Raw genomic sequence first — 20,157 nt, 5'->3', positions numbered from 1 at the left:
ACCTCGATGACTTCCAAGAAGGTCTCCCAGCTGCTGATCGATCTGGGCGTGACACGCTCGCACTCGAGACCGAAGGTCTCCAACGACAACCCCTATAGCGAGGCCCAGTTCAAGACCACGAAGTACATGTCGGACTTCCCGGAAAGGTTCGACTCGCTGGCCCACGCCCGCGAGTGGTTCGACGCCTTCCTCACGTACTACAACCACGAGCACCGGCACTCGGGCATCGGCTGGCACACGCCCGCCTCCGTCCACTCCGGGACCGCCGAGGAGGTCCGCGACCAGCGCGCCGTCACCCTCGCCGAGGCATACGCCCGCCACCCCGAACGCTTCGGCCGCCGCCCTCGACCACCCGCAATACCCCAGACCGCCTGGATCAACGACCCGACCAAGCGTAGAGAGCCCGCACCACAGATCTCATAGCGTCACAACCGTCTCACTGGACTTGAAATCTTCCGGGCGGCGCCCAGTGCGCGCGTCCGGAGGCTTTTTTCATGCCTTCTGACACCTCAGCACTCGTCACACCTGCCCCTGCCGGTTACCGTGCTCTGCTCCGCAATCGCGAGTTCACCGGCCTGTACGCCAGCTTCACGCTCATGGTCGCCGCGAGCACCTTGTCGGGCTTCGCGCTCGGCACCCTGGTCAACCACCAGACCAACTCTCCATTCCTGACCGCCGTGAGCATGTACGGCGCCACATTCGCCACCGTGTTCGGTGCGTTGACGCTGATGTCGGTCGCGGACGGGCGCCGTCCCCGCCGGACCCTCGTCGCGCTCCAGTGCGTCTCGCTCATGGGTGTTGCCGCGCAGGCGATCCCAGGGCTTTCGTTGGCTGCCCGGTTCGCTCTACTGCTGGTGCTGGGATTCTTCCAGTCCCTGGGGACCGGCACGCGGATGGGGCTGCTCGCCGAGGTTGTACCGGCCTCCGCCTACGCGTTGGCACGTTCGCTGATGAACATCACCTCCGGTGGCATGGCGATCCTCGGCTATGCCATCGGCGCCGTGCTATTGCGGTACCTGAGCCCGCGAGGAATCTTCATCGTCGCCTCAGCCCTGACAGGAATCGGGTTGATCGTGGTGGCCACAACCGTCCGGGAACACTCGATCCGTCTGACCCGTCGCCCCGGACTGCGTCAGACCTGGACCACCAACATCGCGCTCTTCTCCCACTCCGGCCAGCGGGCACTCCTGCTGAACCTGTGGGTTCCCAACGGCCTGATCGTCGGCTGCGAGGCTCTGTTCATCTCCTACGACCCGCATCACGCCGGCGCTCTCCTGGCCGCCGGATCGGCAGGCATGCTCCTGGGAGACCTGACCGTCGGGCGACTGCTCACCGCAGACCAGCGACGCCGCTATGCGTTTGCCCTCCGACTGCTACTCGCTGCCCCTTACCTGCTGTTCGCGATCCACCCACCCCTGCCGGTTGCGACAGCCGCAGTGTTCATCGCCAGCGCCGGGTTCGCCGCCACCCTGCCCCTGCAGGAGCAGCTTCTCGCGCTGACCCCCGATCCGGTCCGCGGCCAGATCCAGGGTGTGGAGTCCGCAGGCCGGATGACGTGGCAGGGCATCGGCGCCGTGATCGCCGGCGGGATCGCCCAACACCTCACTCCAGGCACCGCGATCACCGCCACAGCCGCAGTCTCCGTCGCCCTCACCGTCATCTCCCGGCCGTTCGTGGTCCGTGCCCGCACCGTCGGTGTCGAAAGCGTCAGGGCATGAGCCGTTCCCTCATAGCCCGCTGCACTGAGTTGTGGAGCCGTTCTATGGGACCGCCCACCGGTCGAGAGGTATCCGTGCCCGTCGCCAACGCACGTCCGATAGCTCTGGCCGCAGACGAGCAGCACCAGTTGAAGAAGATGGCCTGGGGCCACAAGACCGAGTATCGGCTGCGCCTACGCGCGCAGATCGTCCTACACGCGGCACAAGGGCTGGCCAACGCACGCATCGCAGAGCGCGTCGAAACTGCGTTCGACCCTTCGGCTGATGGCCGCCGCGAGCCGACCGCCGTGACGCCGCCGGTACACAGTTCCTCGGTGAGAGGTGACAGAGGCGCAGACCATTACCTCGAAGCGCTCGTGGACCCCGAACAGGTCCCGTCGAGCACGGCCTCACGCGTGCCCGCCTGCGTAACAAGCACCAGCGAAGGGGCGAGGATGGAGGTACGGGGCGCGCGTGTCGCCCCCATGTTCCTCCGGGACGAGGAGGTCGGATCGTGTTCTTCATGGATCGTCGTGATGCCAGCCGGCAACTGGCCGCCCGGCATCGGCGAGGGCGGGGTACGCGTGATCAACGATGACGTGGTCCGCACGGCACACATCACCCCGGACGAGTTGGCTGAGGTCGAGGCCCGTGAGCGGGAGGTGCTGGAGAGCCGTGCTCAGCGGTACCGGAGCGGGCGGGAACCGATCGGGCTGGAGGGCCGTACGGTGCTGATGGTCGATGACGGGGTGGCCACGGGGTCCACAGCGCGCGCGGCCTGCCGGATCGCCCGCGCCCGCGGGGCTGCGCGGATCGTGCTCGCCGTTCGGCGTCAACGGCATCGAAGTCCACAACGGCGCGGCCTGGGTGACCAACACCCACGACGCCACCCTGCTCCGGACCCCGATCACCGCGACGGCGGCCCAGGTCCGATCAAAGTCGCGGCGACCGGCCTGACCAGCGCGGGCGACTTGCTCTTCCCCGGCAGCGGCGACACCGCCCTCGTCGCTCTGAAACGCCAGAACGAAGTGGTCGCCGTTGCACCAGGCGGGCGTACCACCACACTCCTGACCGCCCAGGTCGGCCTGACCGATTCAACAGCGCTTGCGGCCAGAGGCCACACCGTCTACGTCGACGACCACGCCTGTCTCGGAGGTCGGTTCGTAAGTTGATGTCCGTTTCCGGGGCTGTCCGGGGCACGGCCGCGGGTCGGCGTCGGCAGGAGCTCGGTGGCTTCCCGGTCCGGCGACCGAGGCTCGTGTGTCATCGGTCATCAGTGGTCACTTGCCGGGCGTCTTCTGGTGGCGGGTGTGAGGTGGAACGATGTCGAGGACGGCCATCATGCCCATGTCCTCGTGGTTGAGGATGTGGCAGTGCAGCACCGTCCTGCCGGTGAATTTCGTGAAGTGGACGCGGATGACGACGGCGCCGCGCCTGGGCACGTTCACCGTGTCGTACACGCTGTGGGAGGGATCCTCGGCCTTCCCGTTGGTGCTCATCAGCTGGAAGTGGTCGGTGTGCAGGTGGAAGCTGTGGTCCTCGTCGCTGTTGTTGCGGACGGTCCACTCCTCGACGGTGCCGAGGGTGGAGGTGAAGTCGATCCGGTTCGGGTCGAACGTCCGGCCGTTGATGTAGAAGACCGTGCCCGCGGTGTTCTCCGTGTAGACCATCGTCTTGCGGGCCGCGATCTTCGCGTTGCTCAAGTCCTCCTGCGGGGCGAAACGGTTCGGGATCTCCGCCCGGGGCATGGGCGTGCCGCCGGTGACGACGGTCGCGAGGTCGGCCTGGGGGAACTGATTGCCCGCCGGGCCCGTGTTGTACGGCAGTGTCTCCAGTCGGGTGGTGCCGGGAGCGCCGCCCTGGACCAGGACGTCGAAGCGTGAGGCGGCGGGGATGAGCAGCGTGTCCTTGGTGTAGGTCCTGCGTACTGGAGCGCCGTCCTGGGCGATCACGTGGAAGCGGGTGCCCGGCAGGTGCAGCTTGTAGTAGATGTTGGCGCCGATGTTGGCGAGCCTCCACAGCTGGGTCTCGCCTGGCCGGATGTGGATCACGGGGTTGTGCTGGCCGTTGACGGTGCGGTTGGTGGGGGCACCGATGCTCAGGGGACTGGTTTTGATCGCGTCGCCCTCGACCTGGAAGTCCTTGAGCGCGATGGTGTGCTCGGTGATGTGGCGCAGCAACGGTGGCAGGTGCCGCTTCAGGCCCTCGACGACGATGATGCCCGACTCCCCACCGGCGACCTGGGCGGCGGAGAGCATGTCGGCGTGTGAGTGGTACCAGAAGGTGCCGGTGGGGTGATCCCGCGGGAGCTGGTAGGCGTAGTGGTACGAGTGCCCGTACTTGATGGAGATGAAGATGTCGTCGGCGGGGGCGCGTGGCGAGACCATGAGTCCGTGCGTGTGCAGGTTGGTGTACTTGTCGGTCTTGTTGACCATGGTCAGGTCGATGCGGTCGCCCGGCTGCACACGCAACGTGGGCGGCATGTAGGCACCGTTGTACGTCGTCGCGTACAACTGGCGGTCGCCGACCTGGACCTTGCGCCGCTCCACGACGATGGTCGTCTTGAGCACGCCACCGCGGCTGACGACCTCCGGCGGGTCCTTGAGCAGAGGGCCGACGCCTCCTTGGGCGGGGCCGGCCGTCGTCGCGAGACTGTACGCGGTGTGCGAGTACTCCGTCGGTGTGTGCCCCGCGCTGCCCGACAGTCCGGCAGCGGCGAGCACCATGCCAATGACCGTCAGGGGCAGCGGGAAACGGGTGTTGGACCGGGTCACGTCTCTCCCAGGGGGTCCGTGCGGTTGGGCGGGCGACCGCCCAACCGGGAGCGAATGTCACACTATTGGCGGATCGTATGCGTGGCGGAGGTGTCGAAGTGCGCAGCCGCACCTGGACGGTGCCGCCGTTCACTCGGATTGCCCGGCAGCGATCGCCCGTCGGGGATGGGGATTCTCCTGCCTTGTGGGGAGGTTGGAGGGACGGACGGCCTTCATGGGTGCCGGTGATACAGGTGATTACACGCTCAACAAGGTGAATGCACCTCAGCGCCCTATTACACCCGCGGCGGGGGCCGGTTCCGGTGACGGGCCCGGTGGGGTCGGCATGGAACGGGAGCTCTCCTGAACGGCGACCGGTGTGTCGCTGCCTGCCGGGGTGATGACGAGGAAGCGTCGGCTGGGCGCAGACTTCCCTGACCTGGGCGGCGTCAGCACCTCGCGGAGCAGTCCGATCGACTGACTCACCTGTGCACCCGCGGCGTTGGCAGTGAACATGGTGAGTGCCTGCTTGCGACCGAATGGCGCGGTCCGGCGCTCCGTGAGCCAGAGTGTGTACGTCTTACCGGGCGCCAGTCCCGTTGCCGCGACCTGGACCAGGTCAAGCGCGCCGAGCCCGTTGACCGAGACGGTGGCACGCGCGCGCCCGCCCTCACCCTTGGGCGCGGAGAGCGTGAGGTGGCCGGCCTGACCCGCGACCCCGAGGGGTTGCAGGTTCGCCGTGCCCTTGCCGTACGGGACGGCGTTCGGTACGTACAGCAATTGTTGCGGCTGCTGGCCCACAGGGATCGTGGCGATCACCTTGTTCCTGACGGTGTCGACGGCCGCAACGGCGTCCTGGTTCTCCAGGCCGACATAGACCCGGGTGCCGTCGCCGGAGCCCCAGATGCCGTGCGGCAGGTCGCCGGTGGGAATGGTGGCCATCAAGGCCGGGGCCCGGCCACGCCGGTAGACCTTGACCACGTTCTCGCCGCCCACGGTCACGTAAGCGAACCGGCCAGCACGGTTGTCGACGAGTGTGACGTGGTTGGTGACCGGTCCGCTGTCGATTGTCGCGAGGATGCGGAAGGGGGGACGGGCGCTCATCACCTGGGTCTTGCCGCTGTCCTTGAGTGTGAACCACACCTCGGTGCCGTCCCGGCTCACCGCCAGGTTGGGCGAGAACGGACTGGCCTGCGGCACGCGGGCCACGACCCGGTAAGTCCTGGTGTCCACGACATCCACCTCCGGGGTGAAGCTGGAGGGCACGAAGGCGTACCTGCCGTCCGGCCGGAACAGGACCATGCCCGGCCCGTTGGCCGTGGTGACGCGGCGCTTCTCCCGCATCCGCACGGGATCGATCACCGACACGTAGCTCTCGCCTCGGACGGTGGCCCACAGTTCCTTGCCGTCGGGAGTGAAGAACGCCTCGTGCGGGGAACGGCCGACATACACGACGCCCTTGACCTTGTTGGTCGCCGTGTCGATGAGGGTCACGGAATTGGAGCCGATGGAGACGGTGGCCAGGGTCCGGTGGTCCGGGGAGAAGCCCCCGCCGTGGACGAGCAGTTGGTTGCGGTACAACGGGCTGAGCGATCCGGGCACCGGATCGCCGAGGCGAATCACCCCCAGGAGCCGGTTGGCGGAGGGATCGATCACCGAGACAGTGTTGGAGGTCTGATCGGAGGTGTAGACACGGTCCTGGCCCGATATGGGGATCACCCCCGGTGGCTCACCCGGGTCGGCTTCCAGTGCGGGCCTTTCCCTCCCCCCTCGCGTCACTGCCTGAGATGCGTCCCGGTGATCCACGGGCGTTGCTGCCAGGCGGCTCCTCATCACGCCGATCTCCTGCTGCTGCGTGACGATGATCTCCTCGGCCAGCCTGCGCAGGACGGGGTCCTTGCCGTGCTCAAGAACCGCCTTGGCCATGGCGATGGCCCCTTGGTGGTGAGGGACCATCATGGTCGCGAAGTCACGGTCGGTGTCACCGGTCATGGGAGCGTCCACCATGGCCTCTACCATGGTCTCCATGCTCGCGTCCATCTCTGCGACGAAGGGGCTGTGCGAGCCGCTCGCGTGAACCACATGCGCAGGTGGTGAGTCGGGCGCCTGCCCGGCCTGGCAGGCGATCAGGCCCCACGCCGTGACACCCGCTATTCCGGTGATGCGGAGCCGACGATGTGCGGTGCATGCCACGGCTTTCTCCCTGCCTTTCGCCCCTGCGATTGGATCGGCCCCCTGGCATCCCCCGAACTCAGTCAGGGCTGAAACGCCAGTCTTTTCGGTCGACGAAGGGTTGTCACCTTCAGGCGCGCAGGCAGGTGACCCGCGGGGCCGCACACGCGAGCCCTGCTCCGATCGAACTGCACGGACTGTCGGCGCGCCAGGCACCAGCCCGCGTCGCTGACCCGGCGTGCCCCGGGTGATCTCGGATATCCGCCCGAGCGGATCTGTTCGCACCTCCCCGGCGCCTACGGCCCGAGGTTCCCTACCTGGCGGCCTACGCCAGTCCGTGGAGGTCGACGCTTGCTATCGGGGAGACCTTCAGTACTTGTCGTGTCGGGTCGTCTGACGAGATCCACAGGCGCCGCAAGATGATCCGGCGCGGTGTGACCCGAACCGACGGGGGAGATGCGATGTCCGTCGATCTGACGGCAGCCTCGGTCACCGAGGCGGTGCAGAAGACATTCGAAGGCGCGGAGGATGAGCGCGCCAAGGAGCTGTTCATCCGCATGCTGCAGCACCTGCACGACTTCACACGGGGGGTTCGGCTGACCGGTGACTGAGGTTGAAATCGTGATGTCGTGCGATTGCTCAGGCGGGTCTGGTGATCAGGCCGGTCTCGGCGAGGCAGCCGTCCGCTCCACGGCTCGTCGGGCAGGTACCTGGCAGGACACCAGGGTTTCTGCCGCAGGTGACGCAGTGGGCCGGTAGTGGCGGAACAGCAGGACCGCCCCGGTGGTGACCAGGTAGGCCGGAACGGACGGGACGCCTGCCGCCAGATGGGCCTGGACGGCGCGGACTGGAGAGCCGCGGAAGGCCGGCCGCCGGTTCGCTTCGGTGTTGAGGACGGAGATGGCGAGAAGAGAGGCGAGATCGGCCGCCGGGGGAGGGGCCCAGTGGCACAGCTCCCAGTACAGCGGGGTTTGACCCGCTGTGGAGGCGACGCCGATGACGACGAACCAGCCAACTTGTCTGGCCAGCCTGGTGCGGCCGGGCTGGGCGGAGGCACTGTGCCGTGCGCTGAGGCGTCGCGCGCCTCCATCATGAGGCACGGGTGCAGGGACTTGCGGGATCACTGGAGGCAGCGGTTCGACCGTTCGGCTGTGGACAGACACCCGCATGCACCTCAGGCCCGGACAGCCGACCTGACCTGTGTCAGCTTGCAGGTGTCCTGCTCGTTCGGCATGGAGCTGTCTCATCGTGAGAGAACGGCTTGGGAACTGGAGGAGACGGCCAATGGCAAGTGGCGGACGGCCGTCGGGGCCGGCTCCATCCGATGGGTCGCGATTTCGGAGATCGGACGGGAAACGTAGACGGGCCCGGCGTGAGCGCGTGGACGCCGCTGTGGCGGTGGCCGCCGCTCGTACCAGGGCGGCCGCACGGCGCATTGGACAGATGCCCCCACCCCCTGGTCCGTTCCGTCCCGGGTTCTGGCGCAGTCCGATCCGTGGGCCCTGGCTGACCTCCGTGTTCGGCTTGCTGCTGCTGATCGGCATCCCGCTGCTGTTCGTTACCGGGCTGCTCTCCTACGCCTCCTACAACCCCGGGCTGAGCCCTCTCAACGACAAGACCCCCGACAAGGGTGTCCTGGGCTTTTACCTGTTCAGCTGGCCCACACACCCGTACTGGCTGTACCGGCTGCTCCAAGGCGTGCACGTGACGTTCGGTGTGGTCCTTGTGCCGGTGCTGCTGGCCAAGTTGTGGTCGGTGATCCCGAAGCTGTTCGAGTGGCTGCCGGTGCGCTCCGTCGCCCACGGACTGGAGCGGCTGTCCCTGCTGATGCTGGTCGGCGGGGTCATCTTCGAATTCGTCACCGGCATCCTCAACATCCAGCTCTACTACGTCTTCCCTGGCTCGTTCTATCGTCTGCACTTCTATGGCGCCTGGGTGTTCATCGCCGCCTTCGTCGTCCACGTATGCCTCAAACTCGGCCGCATGACACGGGCCCTGCGCTCTCGCAGCCTGACTGCCGAACTGCGCACCGACCTAGCCCACACCCTGCCCGAACCACCCGACCCCGACGGTCTGGTGGCGGCCGCCCCCGCCCCGGCGACGATGACCCGCCGCGGCGCGGTGGGCATGGTGGGAGCGGGATCGCTGCTCCTCCTCGTCGTGACCGCCGGACAGAGCATCGGCGGGCGGCTGCGCGGCACCGCGCTCCTCGCACCGCACAACCGTGACCCGGGCAGCGGCCCGAACAGCTTCCAGATCAACAAGACGGCGGCGGCCGTCGGCGTCACTCCCGCAGTCGTTGGCCCCACCTGGCGGCTGGAGATCCACGGCCACGGACCGGCACGGGTCTTCACCCGCGAGCAGCTTCTGACGATGCCCCAGCACGCCGCCGCACTGCCGATCGCCTGCGTGGAGGGATGGTCCACCGACGATCAGCACTGGAGCGGCCTGCGGCTGGCCGACCTCGCTGCCCTGGCCGGGATGCCCGGCGCCGGAAGCGTTCTGGTCGAATCCATCCAGCCCCGAGGCCCGTTCACCAAGGTGGTGCTGCGGGGCAACCAAATCCACGACCCCCGAGCCCTGCTCGCGCTGCGTGTCAACGGCGCACATCTCTCGCTCGACCACGGCTACCCGGCCCGCGTCATCGTCCCGGCCAACCCGGGTGTGAACAACACCAAGTGGGTGCACCGGCTCACCTTCAGGACATGACCATGGCACGATTCAGCCGCTGGTACGGCTCCGGGCCCCTGCACCTTCTCGTCCTGATCTGCTCTTTCGCCCTCACCGGCTACGCCTTCGTGCGCCTGTTCGCTGTCCGGCCGCTCGATGTGGCGATCTGGTTCGTGGGCGCGGCGGTCCTCCACGACCTGATCCTGCTGCCGCTGTACTCGCTCGCCGACCTGACGGCCCACTCCGTACTGCGGCACCGCCCTGCTCGCGTACCGCAGGTGCCGTGGATCAACTACCTGCGCGTACCCGCATTCCTTTCCGGTGTGCTGCTGCTCGTGTGGTTCCCCCTCATTCTCGATCTGGCGATCCCGTACCAAGGCGCCTCCCGGTTGCCCGAGGGCGTCTACCTCGGCCGATGGCTGGCGATCACCGGTGTGCTGTTCGGTGCATCCGCGCTGGCCTTCGCCGTCGAGCTGGGCCGCATCCGGCGAGCCGCCCGCGCCGACGAGGAACGGCCCTCACCCGGCCACGACGCCAAGCCGTGACGACCGAGGAGAACCAGCCGCCCCCCGGATACGAGGACCCCTACGCCCTGGCCCTTCAAACCGGTCGCGCGCCGGTCTATCTGCGGTTGACGGACAGGCGCCGGACCCGGCTGCCGGTGCACCGCTGGTGCGCGCAGCCCACCAGGGCCGACCAGACCCTGCTGGAACGCTGTGTCGGCCCCGTGCTAGACATCGGCTGCGGCCCGGGCCGCATGTGCACGGCACTCCTGCGCCAAGGCGTCTTCGCCCTCGGTATCGACGTCGCACCCCACGCGGTCGCCCGGACCATCGCCCTCGGCGGGACCGCACAGTGCCGGTCGGTCTTCGACCCGCTTCCCGGCGAGGGAAACTGGCAGACCCTCCTGCTCGCCGACGGGAACATCGGCATCGGCGGCGACCCACACGCCCTGGTACGCCGCTGCACCCACCTCATCTCCCCGACGGGTGTCCTGCTCGTCGAGGTCGACAACAACGACGTCGAGGAACACTGCACCGCATGGTTCGAAGACACCCACGGCCACCGCGGCCCTCCGTTTCCCTGGGCGCGGCTGGGGGCGCCGGCGCTCCGCCGCATCACCGACGACCTCGGCCTCAGCGTCACCGACCAGTGGAAGAGCGGCCCCCGGACCTTCCTCGCCCTCGGCCACCCGGGCTCATCCCCGCGTGGGCGCGCCCGCCCGGGGAGAGCGATGCCGTGACGAGGACACCAGCCGCGTGGCGGTGACGAGCCGAGCGGGCGGCAGGGCCGCGCCGCGCCCCTCTGTCAGGGCAACCGCCGGCGACGGGACGTGCGCTCCGCGGACCGTGCTGCTTGAGTGAGGTGAACCCGACGCGCAGGGAGGCTGAGATGGACGACCCACCGGTTCCCGGAGCGGTCTGTGCAGAGGGCGACTACCCGGGTCGTCCAGGCCCGGCCGCGTCGCCGGGCCGGAATGGGATGGGCCGTGCCCGGTGAGCACGCGACCGATCGGTGACCACGCCCTGCTGTCCGACTGCCGCTCGGCCGCCCTGGTCACCTCCGACGGTTCAGTGGACTGGCTGTGCCTTCCCCGCTTCGACAGCCCGGCGATCTTCGCCCGCCTCCTCGACGAGAACGCCGGCCACTGGTCCATCCGCCCCGCCGGACCCGCCGACGTCAGCCGCCGCTACGTCGAGCAGACCCTTGTACTGGAGACGACCTTCCGCACGACCGGAGGAACAGCCGTCCTGCGCGACGCGCTCGCCCTGGGACGGCGTGAACGCGGACACGCACTCGGCACCGCCTCCCCCGGAACACTCCTACGGCAGATCACCTGCACCGAAGGACAGGTGTCCGTCGAGATCACCTATGCGCCGCGCCCGGAGTTCGGGCTCGTCCACCCGCTCCTGTCCCCCGTCCGCGGCGGGCTCGCCGCCTACGGGGGCGCCCACGTGCTGCTGCTGTCGAGCCCCGTCGACCTTGCGGTGAGCGGTTCCACCGCGCACGGCCGGATCACGCTGCGGGCACCGGACCGCCTCGCATTCGCCCTGCACATCGGGCCGGCCTGGGGAAGCGAGCCCGCGCCCTGGCATCCGCGACGCATCCGCCGACGTCTCAACGACACCGCCGAGGGCTGGCGTTCGTGGTCCCGGCTCCACCGCGGCTACGTCGGGCCCTGGCAGGACCAGGTGGGGCACAGCGGACGTGTGCTGCGCGCCCTGACCTTCGCTCCTACGGGAGCCATCGTCGCTGCGGCCACCACCTCCCTGCCTGAACGCGTGGGCGGGACACGCAACTGGGACTACCGCTACACCTGGGTCCGCGACGCCAGCTTCACCCTGCAGGCACTGGCCACCGCCGCCTGCGAGAAGGAGAAGGACAAGTTCTTCGACTTCCTCGCCCGGGCGGCGGCAACCCAGCTCCACCGGGGCGTGGACCTGCAGATCATGTACGGCATCGGCGGCGAACACGACCTGAGCGAGCGGGTCCTGCCTCACCTGGCCGGCTGGCGGAACAGCACCCCCGTGCGCACCGGCAACGACGCATGGCACCAACGCCAACTCGACGTCTATGGCGAACTGCTCGACGCGGCCCACCAGACCCTCCCGCCCGGCGGGAGCCTCGACCCGCCCACCCGGGCCTTCCTGCTCCAAGCGGCCGAGACGGCCGCAAGCCGCTGGACCGAACCCGACCAGGGCATCTGGGAGAGACGCGGGCCGAGCAGACACTTCCTGCACTCGAAACTGATGTGCTGGGTAGCCCTGGACCGCGCGATCGCCATGGCCCCCGCCCTTCGGGCCGACGAACACGTAGCCCACTGGCGGAGCGAGCGCGCCCGGATCCGCCAAGTCATCGAACAGCGAGGATGGAACCCCCGGCTGAGCGCCTTCACCCAGGTATTCGAAAGCGACGACCTGGACGCCTCATCACTCATGCTCCCCATCGTCGGCTTCCTGCCCCCGCACGACCCCCGCGTCCAGTCCACCGTGCTGGCGATCGCCACTCACCTCACCGACCCGGGCGGCCTGGTCCGCCGCTACCGCGGCGACGAGATCGAGGAAGAAGAGGGAACCTTCCTGCTGTGCACCTTCTGGCTCGCCCACGCCCTCGCCCTGACCGGCCACACCACCCGCGCACGGCAAGTGTTCCAAACCGCCGTCGCGCACGCCAACGACGTCGGCCTGCTGGCCGAGGAGACCGACTCCACCACAGGAGAAGCCCTCGGCAACTTCCCCCAAGCCTTCAGCCACATCGGGCTCATCAACGCCGCCCGTGCCATCCGCGACGCCGAGCGGCAACCCGCAACACGAGGAACCGGACACTAATACGGCGCCCTCAAGCCACTGCTTGAAGGCCACGCAGAGCAACTGGCCAAGGCGATCGACCACCGTCAGTGACGGCATGCACAATGCGTTCATGAGTCACGACTACAGGCCCGGTGACGTGCTGTTGCTGGAGTGCCCGTTCACTGAGACCGTCGTCACCGGGGTCACCCGTTACTACGTGTCCGTGCGGTGCCCGTGGCTGGAAGTGGACCCGCAGGCCGAGAACATCAGATGGAACGGCCAGAGGGCGCTTCCAACGCCCGCGGCCCGCGAGTGGGAGATCTTCCGAACGGAACCGGCGGAGACCGCACTGAAGCCGGGCGATACTTGCCTGGTGGGTATCCCCGCGACCGTGCTGCACGTCCAGGCGGTACACCGCTTCGATCCGCCCCTGGTCACCGGCATGCTGCCCCGGCCCGCGTCCTACCTCGAGGTCCTGCAGCAGGGTGAGACCCGTGATCCTTCCCTTGAGGACCAGGGCTACACGATCGATCCGGCCGGCGGCGAACCAATACGCATCGAGCTGTTCTTCCGTCCGTATGCCTTCCTCGAACTGGGTGATGAGGTTGCTGACCGGAACGGGCGCGCCTGGAGGTTCGATGCGGCCTGGGACTGGCACCCCTTCGACGGTGAGCAGTCGGGCACTCCGACCTGGCCGCTGACGTTGCTCTTCCGCCATGGTGAGCCAACACCGAAGGAAGCCGAAGAGGTCGCCCGGGCAACAGCGGTCGCCAGCCACGCGGACGAACTGGAGCGATGGAGCGGACTCACTCGCGCGCGACCAGCCGCCCATCAGCAGTAGCCTCGCGGGACTCTACTGGCTGCGCTGCGACAGGACGGTCGAGAAAGAACAATTTGCCAGCGTCAAGCCTCGCAGGTGACAAGAAGCCTGCCTACGTGACAACTAGCGTGCTTCGGCTCACCGATTGAGCCGAAGCTCAGGAGTTGTCACCAGCGGGCTCGGATGAGCTGGCGAATGGGATCGGTCGAAGCAGTCTGGTTGTCACAGGCGAGGCATCCGACTTGTCACACACGCTCATTCAGCAGTCCTTCTGTCACCAGAAGCGAAGATCGAGAGCCTGCGACCCTTGCGTACCTCGCACCGTCTCACCTGACCAGGAACTTCACCGACCCGAAGTGATCGACGCCGCTCTGACCCGGTTCGAAAAAGGCCACGACCGCACCGTCCTGGCAGTTCGTACCCCGGTACAGAACGGCAAGGCGGTCGGTGTGGTTGGTCGGCCGGTTTGCTTCAGCCTGCGTGTTGTAGCAGCGACCGTCCTCGGGATCGGTCAGCTCGAATCCCTGCCACCACCCGTCCACGTAGTAGACGAAAGATCCTCGCGCCGCCTGGGCGGGCGTCGCGGACACGGTCCACAGGGCCGCAGCGGCAACGGCCGCAGCCAGCGCCTTTCGGAGGTTCTTCATGAAATCGCTCCCTCAGGGACGTCTTGCGGGCGGCCAGTGTGTCCGCCCGTATACGCCCGCGGGGCGACCGTCACCCGAATGGCCGTGGAGGAAACGATCCCGCCTCACTCACCGGAGCTACCCCTCGCCCCGTAAACCCCGTCCTTGTGATCGCCTAGCGCTTTACCTCTCACGCCGGCTGGCCGGTGCGTCAATTTATTGGCTGATCTTGGTTGTTGAAGTGTTCAGTGGGCGGCCGGGGCGAGCCGGACTTCGCAGGTGATCTGGAAGGCATTCAGCGGCGCCTTCCAGCATGGTGAGTAGACAACGGCATGTGTCCCTGCACGCGACGCCTTGATCGCTGGGTGCGCCTTCGTCGTCTGGGACGGCCTGGTTCCTGCCGACCGGCTTGCTCACACCTACCGGAGGCGGCTCCGCCACACCCGGAGGCGTGGCCAGCGGACATTGGGCCCTCGCCGTGACCGTTGACCAGCTCTTGGAGGCGGAAGGAGAGTTCCACCACATCGGTCAGATCGTCGCGAGGGATTCGTCATGGACGTTCATGATCTCCCTCAACGCCGCTGCCTCTCAAGTGCTGGCCTGTACCAACGCTGCCAGATGCCCTGTCCCTTCCAAGTTGGCAGATGGCAGGTGTCCAGCCTGTGCCGTTACGGCCGACTGCACCATGCTGCCCGCCGTGCTGGACGCCATCCGCGTTCCGCGGGCCTTGACCGGCCGGCCGAGAACCAGGCCCAACCGGGTCGTGGCCGACAAGGCCTATTCCTCCCGGAGGATCCGCAACCTGCTGCGGCGCCGACGGATCAAGGCGACCATCCCCGAACGTCGGGACCAGATCGCCAACCGAGCCTGCCGCGCAGGCCGCGGCGGGCGACCACCAGCCTTCGACAAGACCGCCTACAAGGGACGGAACGTCGTCGAGCGGTGCTTCGCCAGGCTGAAGCAGCCCGGTTCGACAAGCTGGCGGCCCGCTATCCGGCCGGGGTGGTCATCGCGGCGCTGGTCCTCTGGCGCAGGGCGGAAGGCTGATCGCCGTGATTCAGTCCGAGTTGGCCCAAAGCAGCACTCCGGGGCCATCCGGCGTGATCACCGGCACCCAGGCCTCGTCGGCGTCGCGGATTCGGCTCTCGTCCAGCCTCAGGGTGTGCAGATCCTCCGTGTGTCCGTCGGATGCCCAGTAGAGAATGCCCTCGATGATTCCGCGCAGCCTTGCGCGCTTGCCGTCCGGCCACGAATAGTTCCACGTGCCGGCGCCGGCGAAGTCTTCCTCGAACAGCTGGCGCAGCGCGTCCAGCGCGTCAGGGCCGAACACCGGCACCAGGAAGCCCTCCGTCCGCCCCTGGCGGCACATGTGGCCACCGTACTGCTGCTGGTAGACGATGCCGGTCGAGGCCTCGACGACTACGTGTAGCCACCCGTCGGCTGTGCCGTCCTGATCAAGTGTTACGAAACGTCGAGAGCTCACAGCGGCAGTCTTCTCGATCACTGACCACGAGCTCAACAACAATTCCCAACCACAAGATCAATTATGAGACACGGCCTACGACCTGTCCTTCGAGCGACTGGCCGATGCCGTCTACGCCGCCGCTGAGGCCCGGCAGGGTGCCCGCTGGAAAGGTCCTGGCCTTCGGATGCGCTGCACCACAACCGAGCCCGTCTACGACTGGCCGGACGGTGCACCCTACGACGGCGGGACGACGGCCACGTGGAACGTTCGGGGCTACGGCTCCCATGCCAACGATGCCACCTTCTCTGAACAAAGAGTTAACCAAGCGGCCAGAATGCCCTTGTGGAAGGTTGTCCACGAAGCACCGGCGGCTATGAGCTGCCCCGTGAAGGTCCATGATCGTGTTGGACGCCTGAGTCGTAAGCCGTGCGTCGAAACGAACTTGCCACTCGACCGCTCTGCGGGATGACATGCCCTCATGAGCAGAATGGCGCAGGTGCTAGTCCTTGCACGGTACGAGGACGAGGTGATGGAGCCGCTGACGCGGGTCGACGAGACGCGTACTTGGCGCGGCAGTTTCGAGCGGATACCGGACTGGTTCGTCGGCGGGTGGTATCTCGAGTTCTTCCGCGAGAGCCAGCGCCGCGGGGTTCTTGCGGACCTGGAGGCGCTGCCGTGGAACAACCCGGAGTGCGTTCAGGTCATGCTCCACGACGAAGACGACGATTGCTTCGGGCTGTGGATGTTCCATGATGGGGTGCTGGTCGAGGTATCGATCCCGCGCACACAGCGGGTCCACACCCCGCCACCGCAGTGGTGGGGCGACAGTCCCCGTCCTGGATACCTACAACGAACAGACGGACCGGACGCAGAGGCGCTATCGCTGCACTCCCCCGAGCACGAACAGGACCCACGACTCTGCTGGTAACGAGAACATGGCGGGACAGCCCATGCGAGCTCGTTACTCGGTGGCTTCGCTGGTGCGGGCGGTGAGCTGGGCGAGGTTGGGTAGGCCCAGGAAGACGGGGGACTGCTTCTTTTCCTGCTGGGCTTCGATCTGGGCGATCTTGTCTTCGGCGGCGGCGAGGCTGGTGGACAGGCCTTCGACTTCGCCGAACCATCTCTCGCGTTCGGCTTCGGCGATCCGCGCTCTGAGGTTGTCGCGGATCTCTTCGAGGCGGGGCTTCTCGTCCAGGGCCACGATCAGGACCGGGCAGCGAACGCCCCGTTGACTGAACCAACCAGGTTGATTGTGCAGTTCAGGGCACAGGCGAGGTTGCGGCCCAGTACGGTCTGCGGTCGTGATGGACGATCGTGTGCTTGAGCGGGATCTGTCGAGGTTGGCCGTTCCTCGGTGGGGTCGGCTGGTGGAGACTGGCGACCGGTACGAGCCCTACCGGCTCGTCGACGCCGACGGCGCGGCCGTGACGCCGGTCGCGGTGTTCTTCCAGGAGTTGCTCGCAGCCGGGAAGGCGGCGGCGACCGTCCGCTCCTATGGCATGGACCTGCTGCGGTGGTGGCGGTTCCTGCACGCGGTCGAGGTGCCATGGGATCGAGCGACGCGCGTGGACGCTCGGGATTTCAGCTGCTGGATCCAGCTGACGGTCAAGCCGCGAGCGACCGCGGCCAAGCGGCGGTCGGCCCGCACCGTCGGCGCCCCGAACCCGGTGACCGGGAAAACCACCCCGGGGCCCGGCTATGCCCCGTCGACTGTCGCCCACAGCGAGACGGTGCTGCGCAGGTTCTATGACCTGCACCGTGATGCCGGATCCGGGCCGCTGCTCAACCCGTTCCCCCTGGACCTGGCGCGTCGTTCCGGCCGCGCGCACGCACACCACAACCCGATGAACGCCTGGGCGCCAGAGCGGACAGGCCGCTACCGGCCCACGGTTCCGCGCCGGATTCCGCGCTCGATCCCGGACGAGTGGTTCAACACGCTGTTCGCGGCGCTGCCGTCGAACCGGGACCGGGCCATGATCGCGTTTTGGATCTCCAGCGGAGTCCGGGCTTCGGAGCTGATCGGCGTCCGGCAGTGCGACGTCGACCCGGGACAGCAGCTGATCAGCGTTGTGCGGAAGGGCTCCCGGGCACGGCAGCAGGTGTCGGCCTCGGCAGATGCGTTTGTATGGCTGCGGCTCTACCAGCAGGAGTTGCACGGGCTGGTGCCGCGGGGCCGGACGCAGCCAGTGTGGTGGACGCTGCGGCGTCCGTTTCAGCCGCTTACCTACCACGGCGCCCACCGCATGTTCGAGCGGGTAAACGCCACCTTCGGCGCGGACTGGACCCTTCACGACCTTCGTCACAGCGCCGCCGCCCGCATGGTGCGTGACTCAACGCTGACGCTGACCGACGTGCAGTGGGTCCTCGGGCACGCGCATCTGACCACGACCGAGATCTACCTCGCGCCGCGCCAGGACGAGGTCGTGGCCCAGGTGTTGGCTCACCACGCCCGGCGGGCAGACCGGCACGCCGAGCCGGTGCCGCCGCCTCCGGCACCCGGTTACGACCCGGAAGCCTTGGACGTGCTGTTCGGGCGGTCTTCATGACCATCACCACGAAGCACTCGACGCGCCGACAACTGCAGACCGCGAATGCAACAGTCGAACAGGCCAGGGCGCGGAACAACGTACTGCGGGAACGGTTCCCGCCCCGCTCTGCGGAGGCGTGGTGGCCGGCGACAGCACAGTCGGCGGATGAGGTGCTGCGTCGGCTGACGGCGCCACCGTTCTTGCCAGCGGTCAACGCCACCCGGGCCGGGCGACGGCGCGGGGTCGCCAAACTTCTGCGCTGGCTGTCCAGCCTCCCTGGGGATACCTGGCAGCAGCGGTGGAATGCCAGCCGCGCCGAGGAGATCCCCGGCGCGGACTGGACAGATCTCCCACTGCGCTTCTTGCGCCAGAGTGGGCCGTCGCCGTCGTATGAGCGCGTTGACCTGACCTCCGGGCTGCTGATGCTGGTCTGCGGCGATGTCATCCGTCCCGACCTGGCCTGGATGCTCACCCGCACCCACAAGCACCTGGCTCCGGTCATGGCCGAGGTCCGCGACCCCGAGGGGTACGCACGGCTGGCGCAGCTGGCCGAGTCCGGGCCGGCCAGCGCCCGAGGAGAGGCCACCATCGCGGCGACCCGGATCGCGATGCTTCTGGCCTGCAAGGGCGGGGTGATCGCGAGCATCACCGTCGGCGACTGCGTGGAACTGGTCGACACCTTGCGTCGGGTCCATGTCCGAGGGGGTCAGCGCAAAGTCGACTTCTACCTTCGGCTGCGGGCCTTGGGGGTCTTCCCCGAGGACGCCCCGGCCACGATCCGGGCGTTCGGGCTTGCCGCCGGCCGGCTGAGCATCGGAGAACTCGTGGATCGCTATCCGATCCGGTGCCGCCCGGTCCGCGACCTGATCGTGGACTACCTGCGCGAACGGCAGCCGTCGTTGGACTACACCAGCCTGGACGCGGTGTCGCGGACGCTGGCCGGGCTGTTCTGGACCCGGATCGAAGCGCTCTCACCGGGCATCGACTCCCTGCGGCTGCCACCGGCACTGGCCCGGGCCTGGAAGACAGACATCGCCACCAAGAAGCGCACCACGATCGGCCCGGACGGCACCGCCGTCGAGATCGCCAGCCCCAGGCTGAACGCCAAGGACGAGCTCATCCGCGTCCGCGCCTTCTATCTCGACATCGCCCATTGGGCTGCGGAAGAGCCGGGCCGCTGGGCGCCGTGGGTGGTGCCCTGCCCGATCAGCGACGACGAGATCAGCAAGGCCAAGGACCGCAAACACCGCAAGGCCCGGATGGACCAGCGCACCCGCGAACGGCTTCCCGTCCTGCCGGTGCTGACCGACACCGTCAACCGCAGGCGACGCGCCGCAGCCGAACTACTGGCTGCCGCCGAGCACACCCGGCCCGGCGATCTGATCCCCGACACCGCCGGCTCCTTGCGCAGAGCCGTCGCGCCCAAGGCCGCTGGGCACCTGACCTGGGCCGAGGAGACCTCGACCGGCCAGCGGCGGAACCTCACCTACGAGGAGAGCGAAGCCTTCTGGGCCTTCGCCGCGATCGAGGTCCTGCGCCTGACCGGCATCCGCAACGAGGAGCTCCTGGAGCTGACCCACCACAGCATCACCGAATACCGGCTCCCCAGCACCGGCGAAGTCGTGCCCCTGCTGCAGGTCGCCCCGTCCAAGACCGACAGCGAACGACTCCTCCTGGTCAGCCCGGAACTGGCGGACATCCTTTCCACCATCATCCGCCGCCTGCGAGGAAGCAGCGGCGCGATCCCGCTGGTGACCTCCTACGACGTCCACGAGCGGGTCTGGAACCCGCCGATGCCGCTGCTGTTCCAGCGCGATATCGGCACCGAACACCGCGCTTTCACCCCGACCGCCCTCCGCAAGCTTCTGATCAACGCGCTGACCGCCACGGGCCTGACCGATGCCGGCGGCGAACCTCTTGTCTTCCCCCCGCACGACTTCCGCAGGATCTTCGTGACCGACGCCATCATGAACGGCTTGCCACCGCACATCGCCCAAGTGATCTGCGGGCATAAGAGCCTTGATACGACGATGGGCTACAAGAAGGCTCGGGAATTGCATCAGACGGGCGCGAAGTCGCAGGTCACCTGTTCACGGCGACGGCCTGACGGACCCCAACGCTACTACGAACTGGCCT

Annotated in this window: 18 protein-coding genes and 1 pseudogene; 13 read left to right on the top strand and 6 right to left on the bottom strand. The window is 67.8% G+C overall.

The annotated features are described in order from the left end of the window. From ACIPEK_RS44050 to ACIPEK_RS44040, 3 genes are all read left to right on the top strand, one after another. The coding region (locus ACIPEK_RS44050) for an integrase core domain-containing protein (protein WP_402008237.1) at positions 1–423 on the top strand (423 nt) is incomplete at its 5' end. 71 nt (positions 424–494) lie between these two features. Further along, a complete protein-coding gene (locus ACIPEK_RS44045; RefSeq protein ID WP_402008235.1) occupies positions 495–1,718 on the top strand; it encodes an MFS transporter in 1,224 nt (407 codons plus the stop codon). A gap of 44 nt (positions 1,719–1,762) precedes the next feature. Further along, complete coding sequence (locus tag ACIPEK_RS44040) at positions 1,763–2,869, top strand: phosphoribosyltransferase family protein (RefSeq protein WP_402008233.1); 1,107 nt, start codon at positions 1,763–1,765, stop codon at positions 2,867–2,869. Positions 2,870–2,977: 108 nt separating this feature from the next. Here the strand turns inward: ACIPEK_RS44040 and ACIPEK_RS44035 are convergent, their stop codons facing one another. Together ACIPEK_RS44035 and ACIPEK_RS44030 are read right to left on the bottom strand one after the other, a co-directional pair. Further along, a complete protein-coding gene (locus ACIPEK_RS44035; protein ID WP_402008232.1) occupies positions 2,978–4,471 on the bottom strand; it encodes a multicopper oxidase family protein in 1,494 nt (497 codons plus the stop codon). Between the two features lie 264 nt (positions 4,472–4,735). Beyond that, the gene (locus ACIPEK_RS44030; protein ID WP_402008239.1) at positions 4,736–6,532 is read right to left on the bottom strand and encodes a DUF305 domain-containing protein; all 1,797 of its coding nucleotides are present in this window, start codon (positions 6,530–6,532) and stop codon (positions 4,736–4,738) included. A gap of 551 nt (positions 6,533–7,083) precedes the next feature. Here ACIPEK_RS44030 and ACIPEK_RS44025 point away from each other — a divergent pair. After that, positions 7,084–7,233: a hypothetical protein gene (locus ACIPEK_RS44025; protein WP_402008230.1), complete on the top strand. Its 150-nt coding sequence runs from the start codon at positions 7,084–7,086 to the stop codon at positions 7,231–7,233. A gap of 45 nt (positions 7,234–7,278) precedes the next feature. On the opposite strand, the gene ACIPEK_RS44020 is transcribed toward ACIPEK_RS44025, so the two are convergent. Continuing rightward, on the bottom strand, positions 7,279–7,722 hold the full coding sequence (locus ACIPEK_RS44020) for a hypothetical protein (protein WP_402008228.1): 444 nt from the start codon (positions 7,720–7,722) through the stop codon (positions 7,279–7,281). A 343-nt stretch (positions 7,723–8,065) separates the two neighbouring features. Here ACIPEK_RS44020 and ACIPEK_RS44015 point away from each other — a divergent pair, with 343 nt between their 5' ends. The 5 genes from ACIPEK_RS44015 (at position 8,066) to ACIPEK_RS43995 (ending at position 13,423) form a co-directional block, all read left to right on the top strand. Beyond that, positions 8,066–9,331 (top strand): molybdopterin-dependent oxidoreductase, encoded by a 1,266-nt coding sequence (locus ACIPEK_RS44015; protein ID WP_402008226.1) that lies wholly within the window; start codon positions 8,066–8,068, stop codon positions 9,329–9,331. Further along, a complete protein-coding gene (locus tag ACIPEK_RS44010) occupies positions 9,328–9,837 on the top strand; it encodes a hypothetical protein (protein WP_402008224.1) in 510 nt (169 codons plus the stop codon). Before ACIPEK_RS44015 ends, ACIPEK_RS44010 begins: the two co-directional genes overlap by 4 nt. Next, positions 9,834–10,535 carry a class I SAM-dependent methyltransferase gene (locus ACIPEK_RS44005; protein ID WP_402008222.1) on the top strand — a complete coding sequence of 234 codons (702 nt, stop codon included), beginning with the start codon at positions 9,834–9,836 and terminating at the stop codon, positions 10,533–10,535. The genes ACIPEK_RS44010 and ACIPEK_RS44005 overlap by 4 nt, the downstream gene beginning before the upstream one ends. 253 nt (positions 10,536–10,788) lie before the next feature. Beyond that, the gene (locus ACIPEK_RS44000) at positions 10,789–12,621 is read left to right on the top strand and encodes a glycoside hydrolase family 15 protein (protein ID WP_402008220.1); all 1,833 of its coding nucleotides are present in this window, start codon (positions 10,789–10,791) and stop codon (positions 12,619–12,621) included. Between the two features lie 91 nt (positions 12,622–12,712). Continuing rightward, entirely contained in the window at positions 12,713–13,423 is a 711-nt protein-coding gene (locus ACIPEK_RS43995) for a hypothetical protein (protein ID WP_402008218.1), read from the top strand. A 305-nt stretch (positions 13,424–13,728) separates the two neighbouring features. On the opposite strand, the gene ACIPEK_RS43990 is transcribed toward ACIPEK_RS43995, so the two are convergent. Continuing rightward, positions 13,729–14,049 carry a hypothetical protein gene (locus ACIPEK_RS43990; RefSeq protein WP_402008216.1) on the bottom strand — a complete coding sequence of 107 codons (321 nt, stop codon included), beginning with the start codon at positions 14,047–14,049 and terminating at the stop codon, positions 13,729–13,731. Between the two features lie 541 nt (positions 14,050–14,590). On the opposite strand from ACIPEK_RS43990, the pseudogene ACIPEK_RS43985 reads away from it, so the two are divergent. Then, positions 14,591–14,932, top strand: a pseudogene (locus ACIPEK_RS43985) (IS5/IS1182 family transposase); the annotation flags it as partial. A gap of 153 nt (positions 14,933–15,085) precedes the next feature. Here the strand turns inward: ACIPEK_RS43985 and ACIPEK_RS43980 are convergent. After that, on the bottom strand, positions 15,086–15,511 hold the full coding sequence (locus ACIPEK_RS43980; RefSeq protein WP_402008214.1) for a DUF6210 family protein: 426 nt from the start codon (positions 15,509–15,511) through the stop codon (positions 15,086–15,088). 460 nt (positions 15,512–15,971) lie between these two features. On the opposite strand from ACIPEK_RS43980, the gene ACIPEK_RS43975 reads away from it, so the two are divergent. Then, the gene (locus ACIPEK_RS43975) at positions 15,972–16,421 is read left to right on the top strand and encodes a hypothetical protein (protein WP_402008212.1); all 450 of its coding nucleotides are present in this window, start codon (positions 15,972–15,974) and stop codon (positions 16,419–16,421) included. 33 nt (positions 16,422–16,454) lie between these two features. Here ACIPEK_RS43975 and ACIPEK_RS43970 read toward each other — a convergent pair whose 3' ends face one another. Continuing rightward, positions 16,455–16,694: a hypothetical protein gene (locus tag ACIPEK_RS43970; RefSeq protein WP_402008211.1), complete on the bottom strand. Its 240-nt coding sequence runs from the start codon at positions 16,692–16,694 to the stop codon at positions 16,455–16,457. Between the two features lie 166 nt (positions 16,695–16,860). Here ACIPEK_RS43970 and ACIPEK_RS43965 point away from each other — a divergent pair, with 166 nt between their 5' ends. Then, entirely contained in the window at positions 16,861–18,039 is a 1,179-nt protein-coding gene (locus ACIPEK_RS43965) for a tyrosine-type recombinase/integrase (protein WP_402008209.1), read from the top strand. Beyond that, the coding region (locus ACIPEK_RS43960) for a tyrosine-type recombinase/integrase (RefSeq protein ID WP_402008207.1) at positions 18,036–20,157 on the top strand (2,122 nt) is incomplete at its 3' end. The genes ACIPEK_RS43965 and ACIPEK_RS43960, both read left to right, overlap by 4 nt.

This window comes from Streptomyces sp. NPDC088246, from assembly GCF_044741025.1.
GTDB lineage: Bacteria > Actinomycetota > Actinomycetes > Streptomycetales > Streptomycetaceae > Streptomyces.
This window is presented reverse-complemented; position numbering and strand designations above follow the sequence as displayed.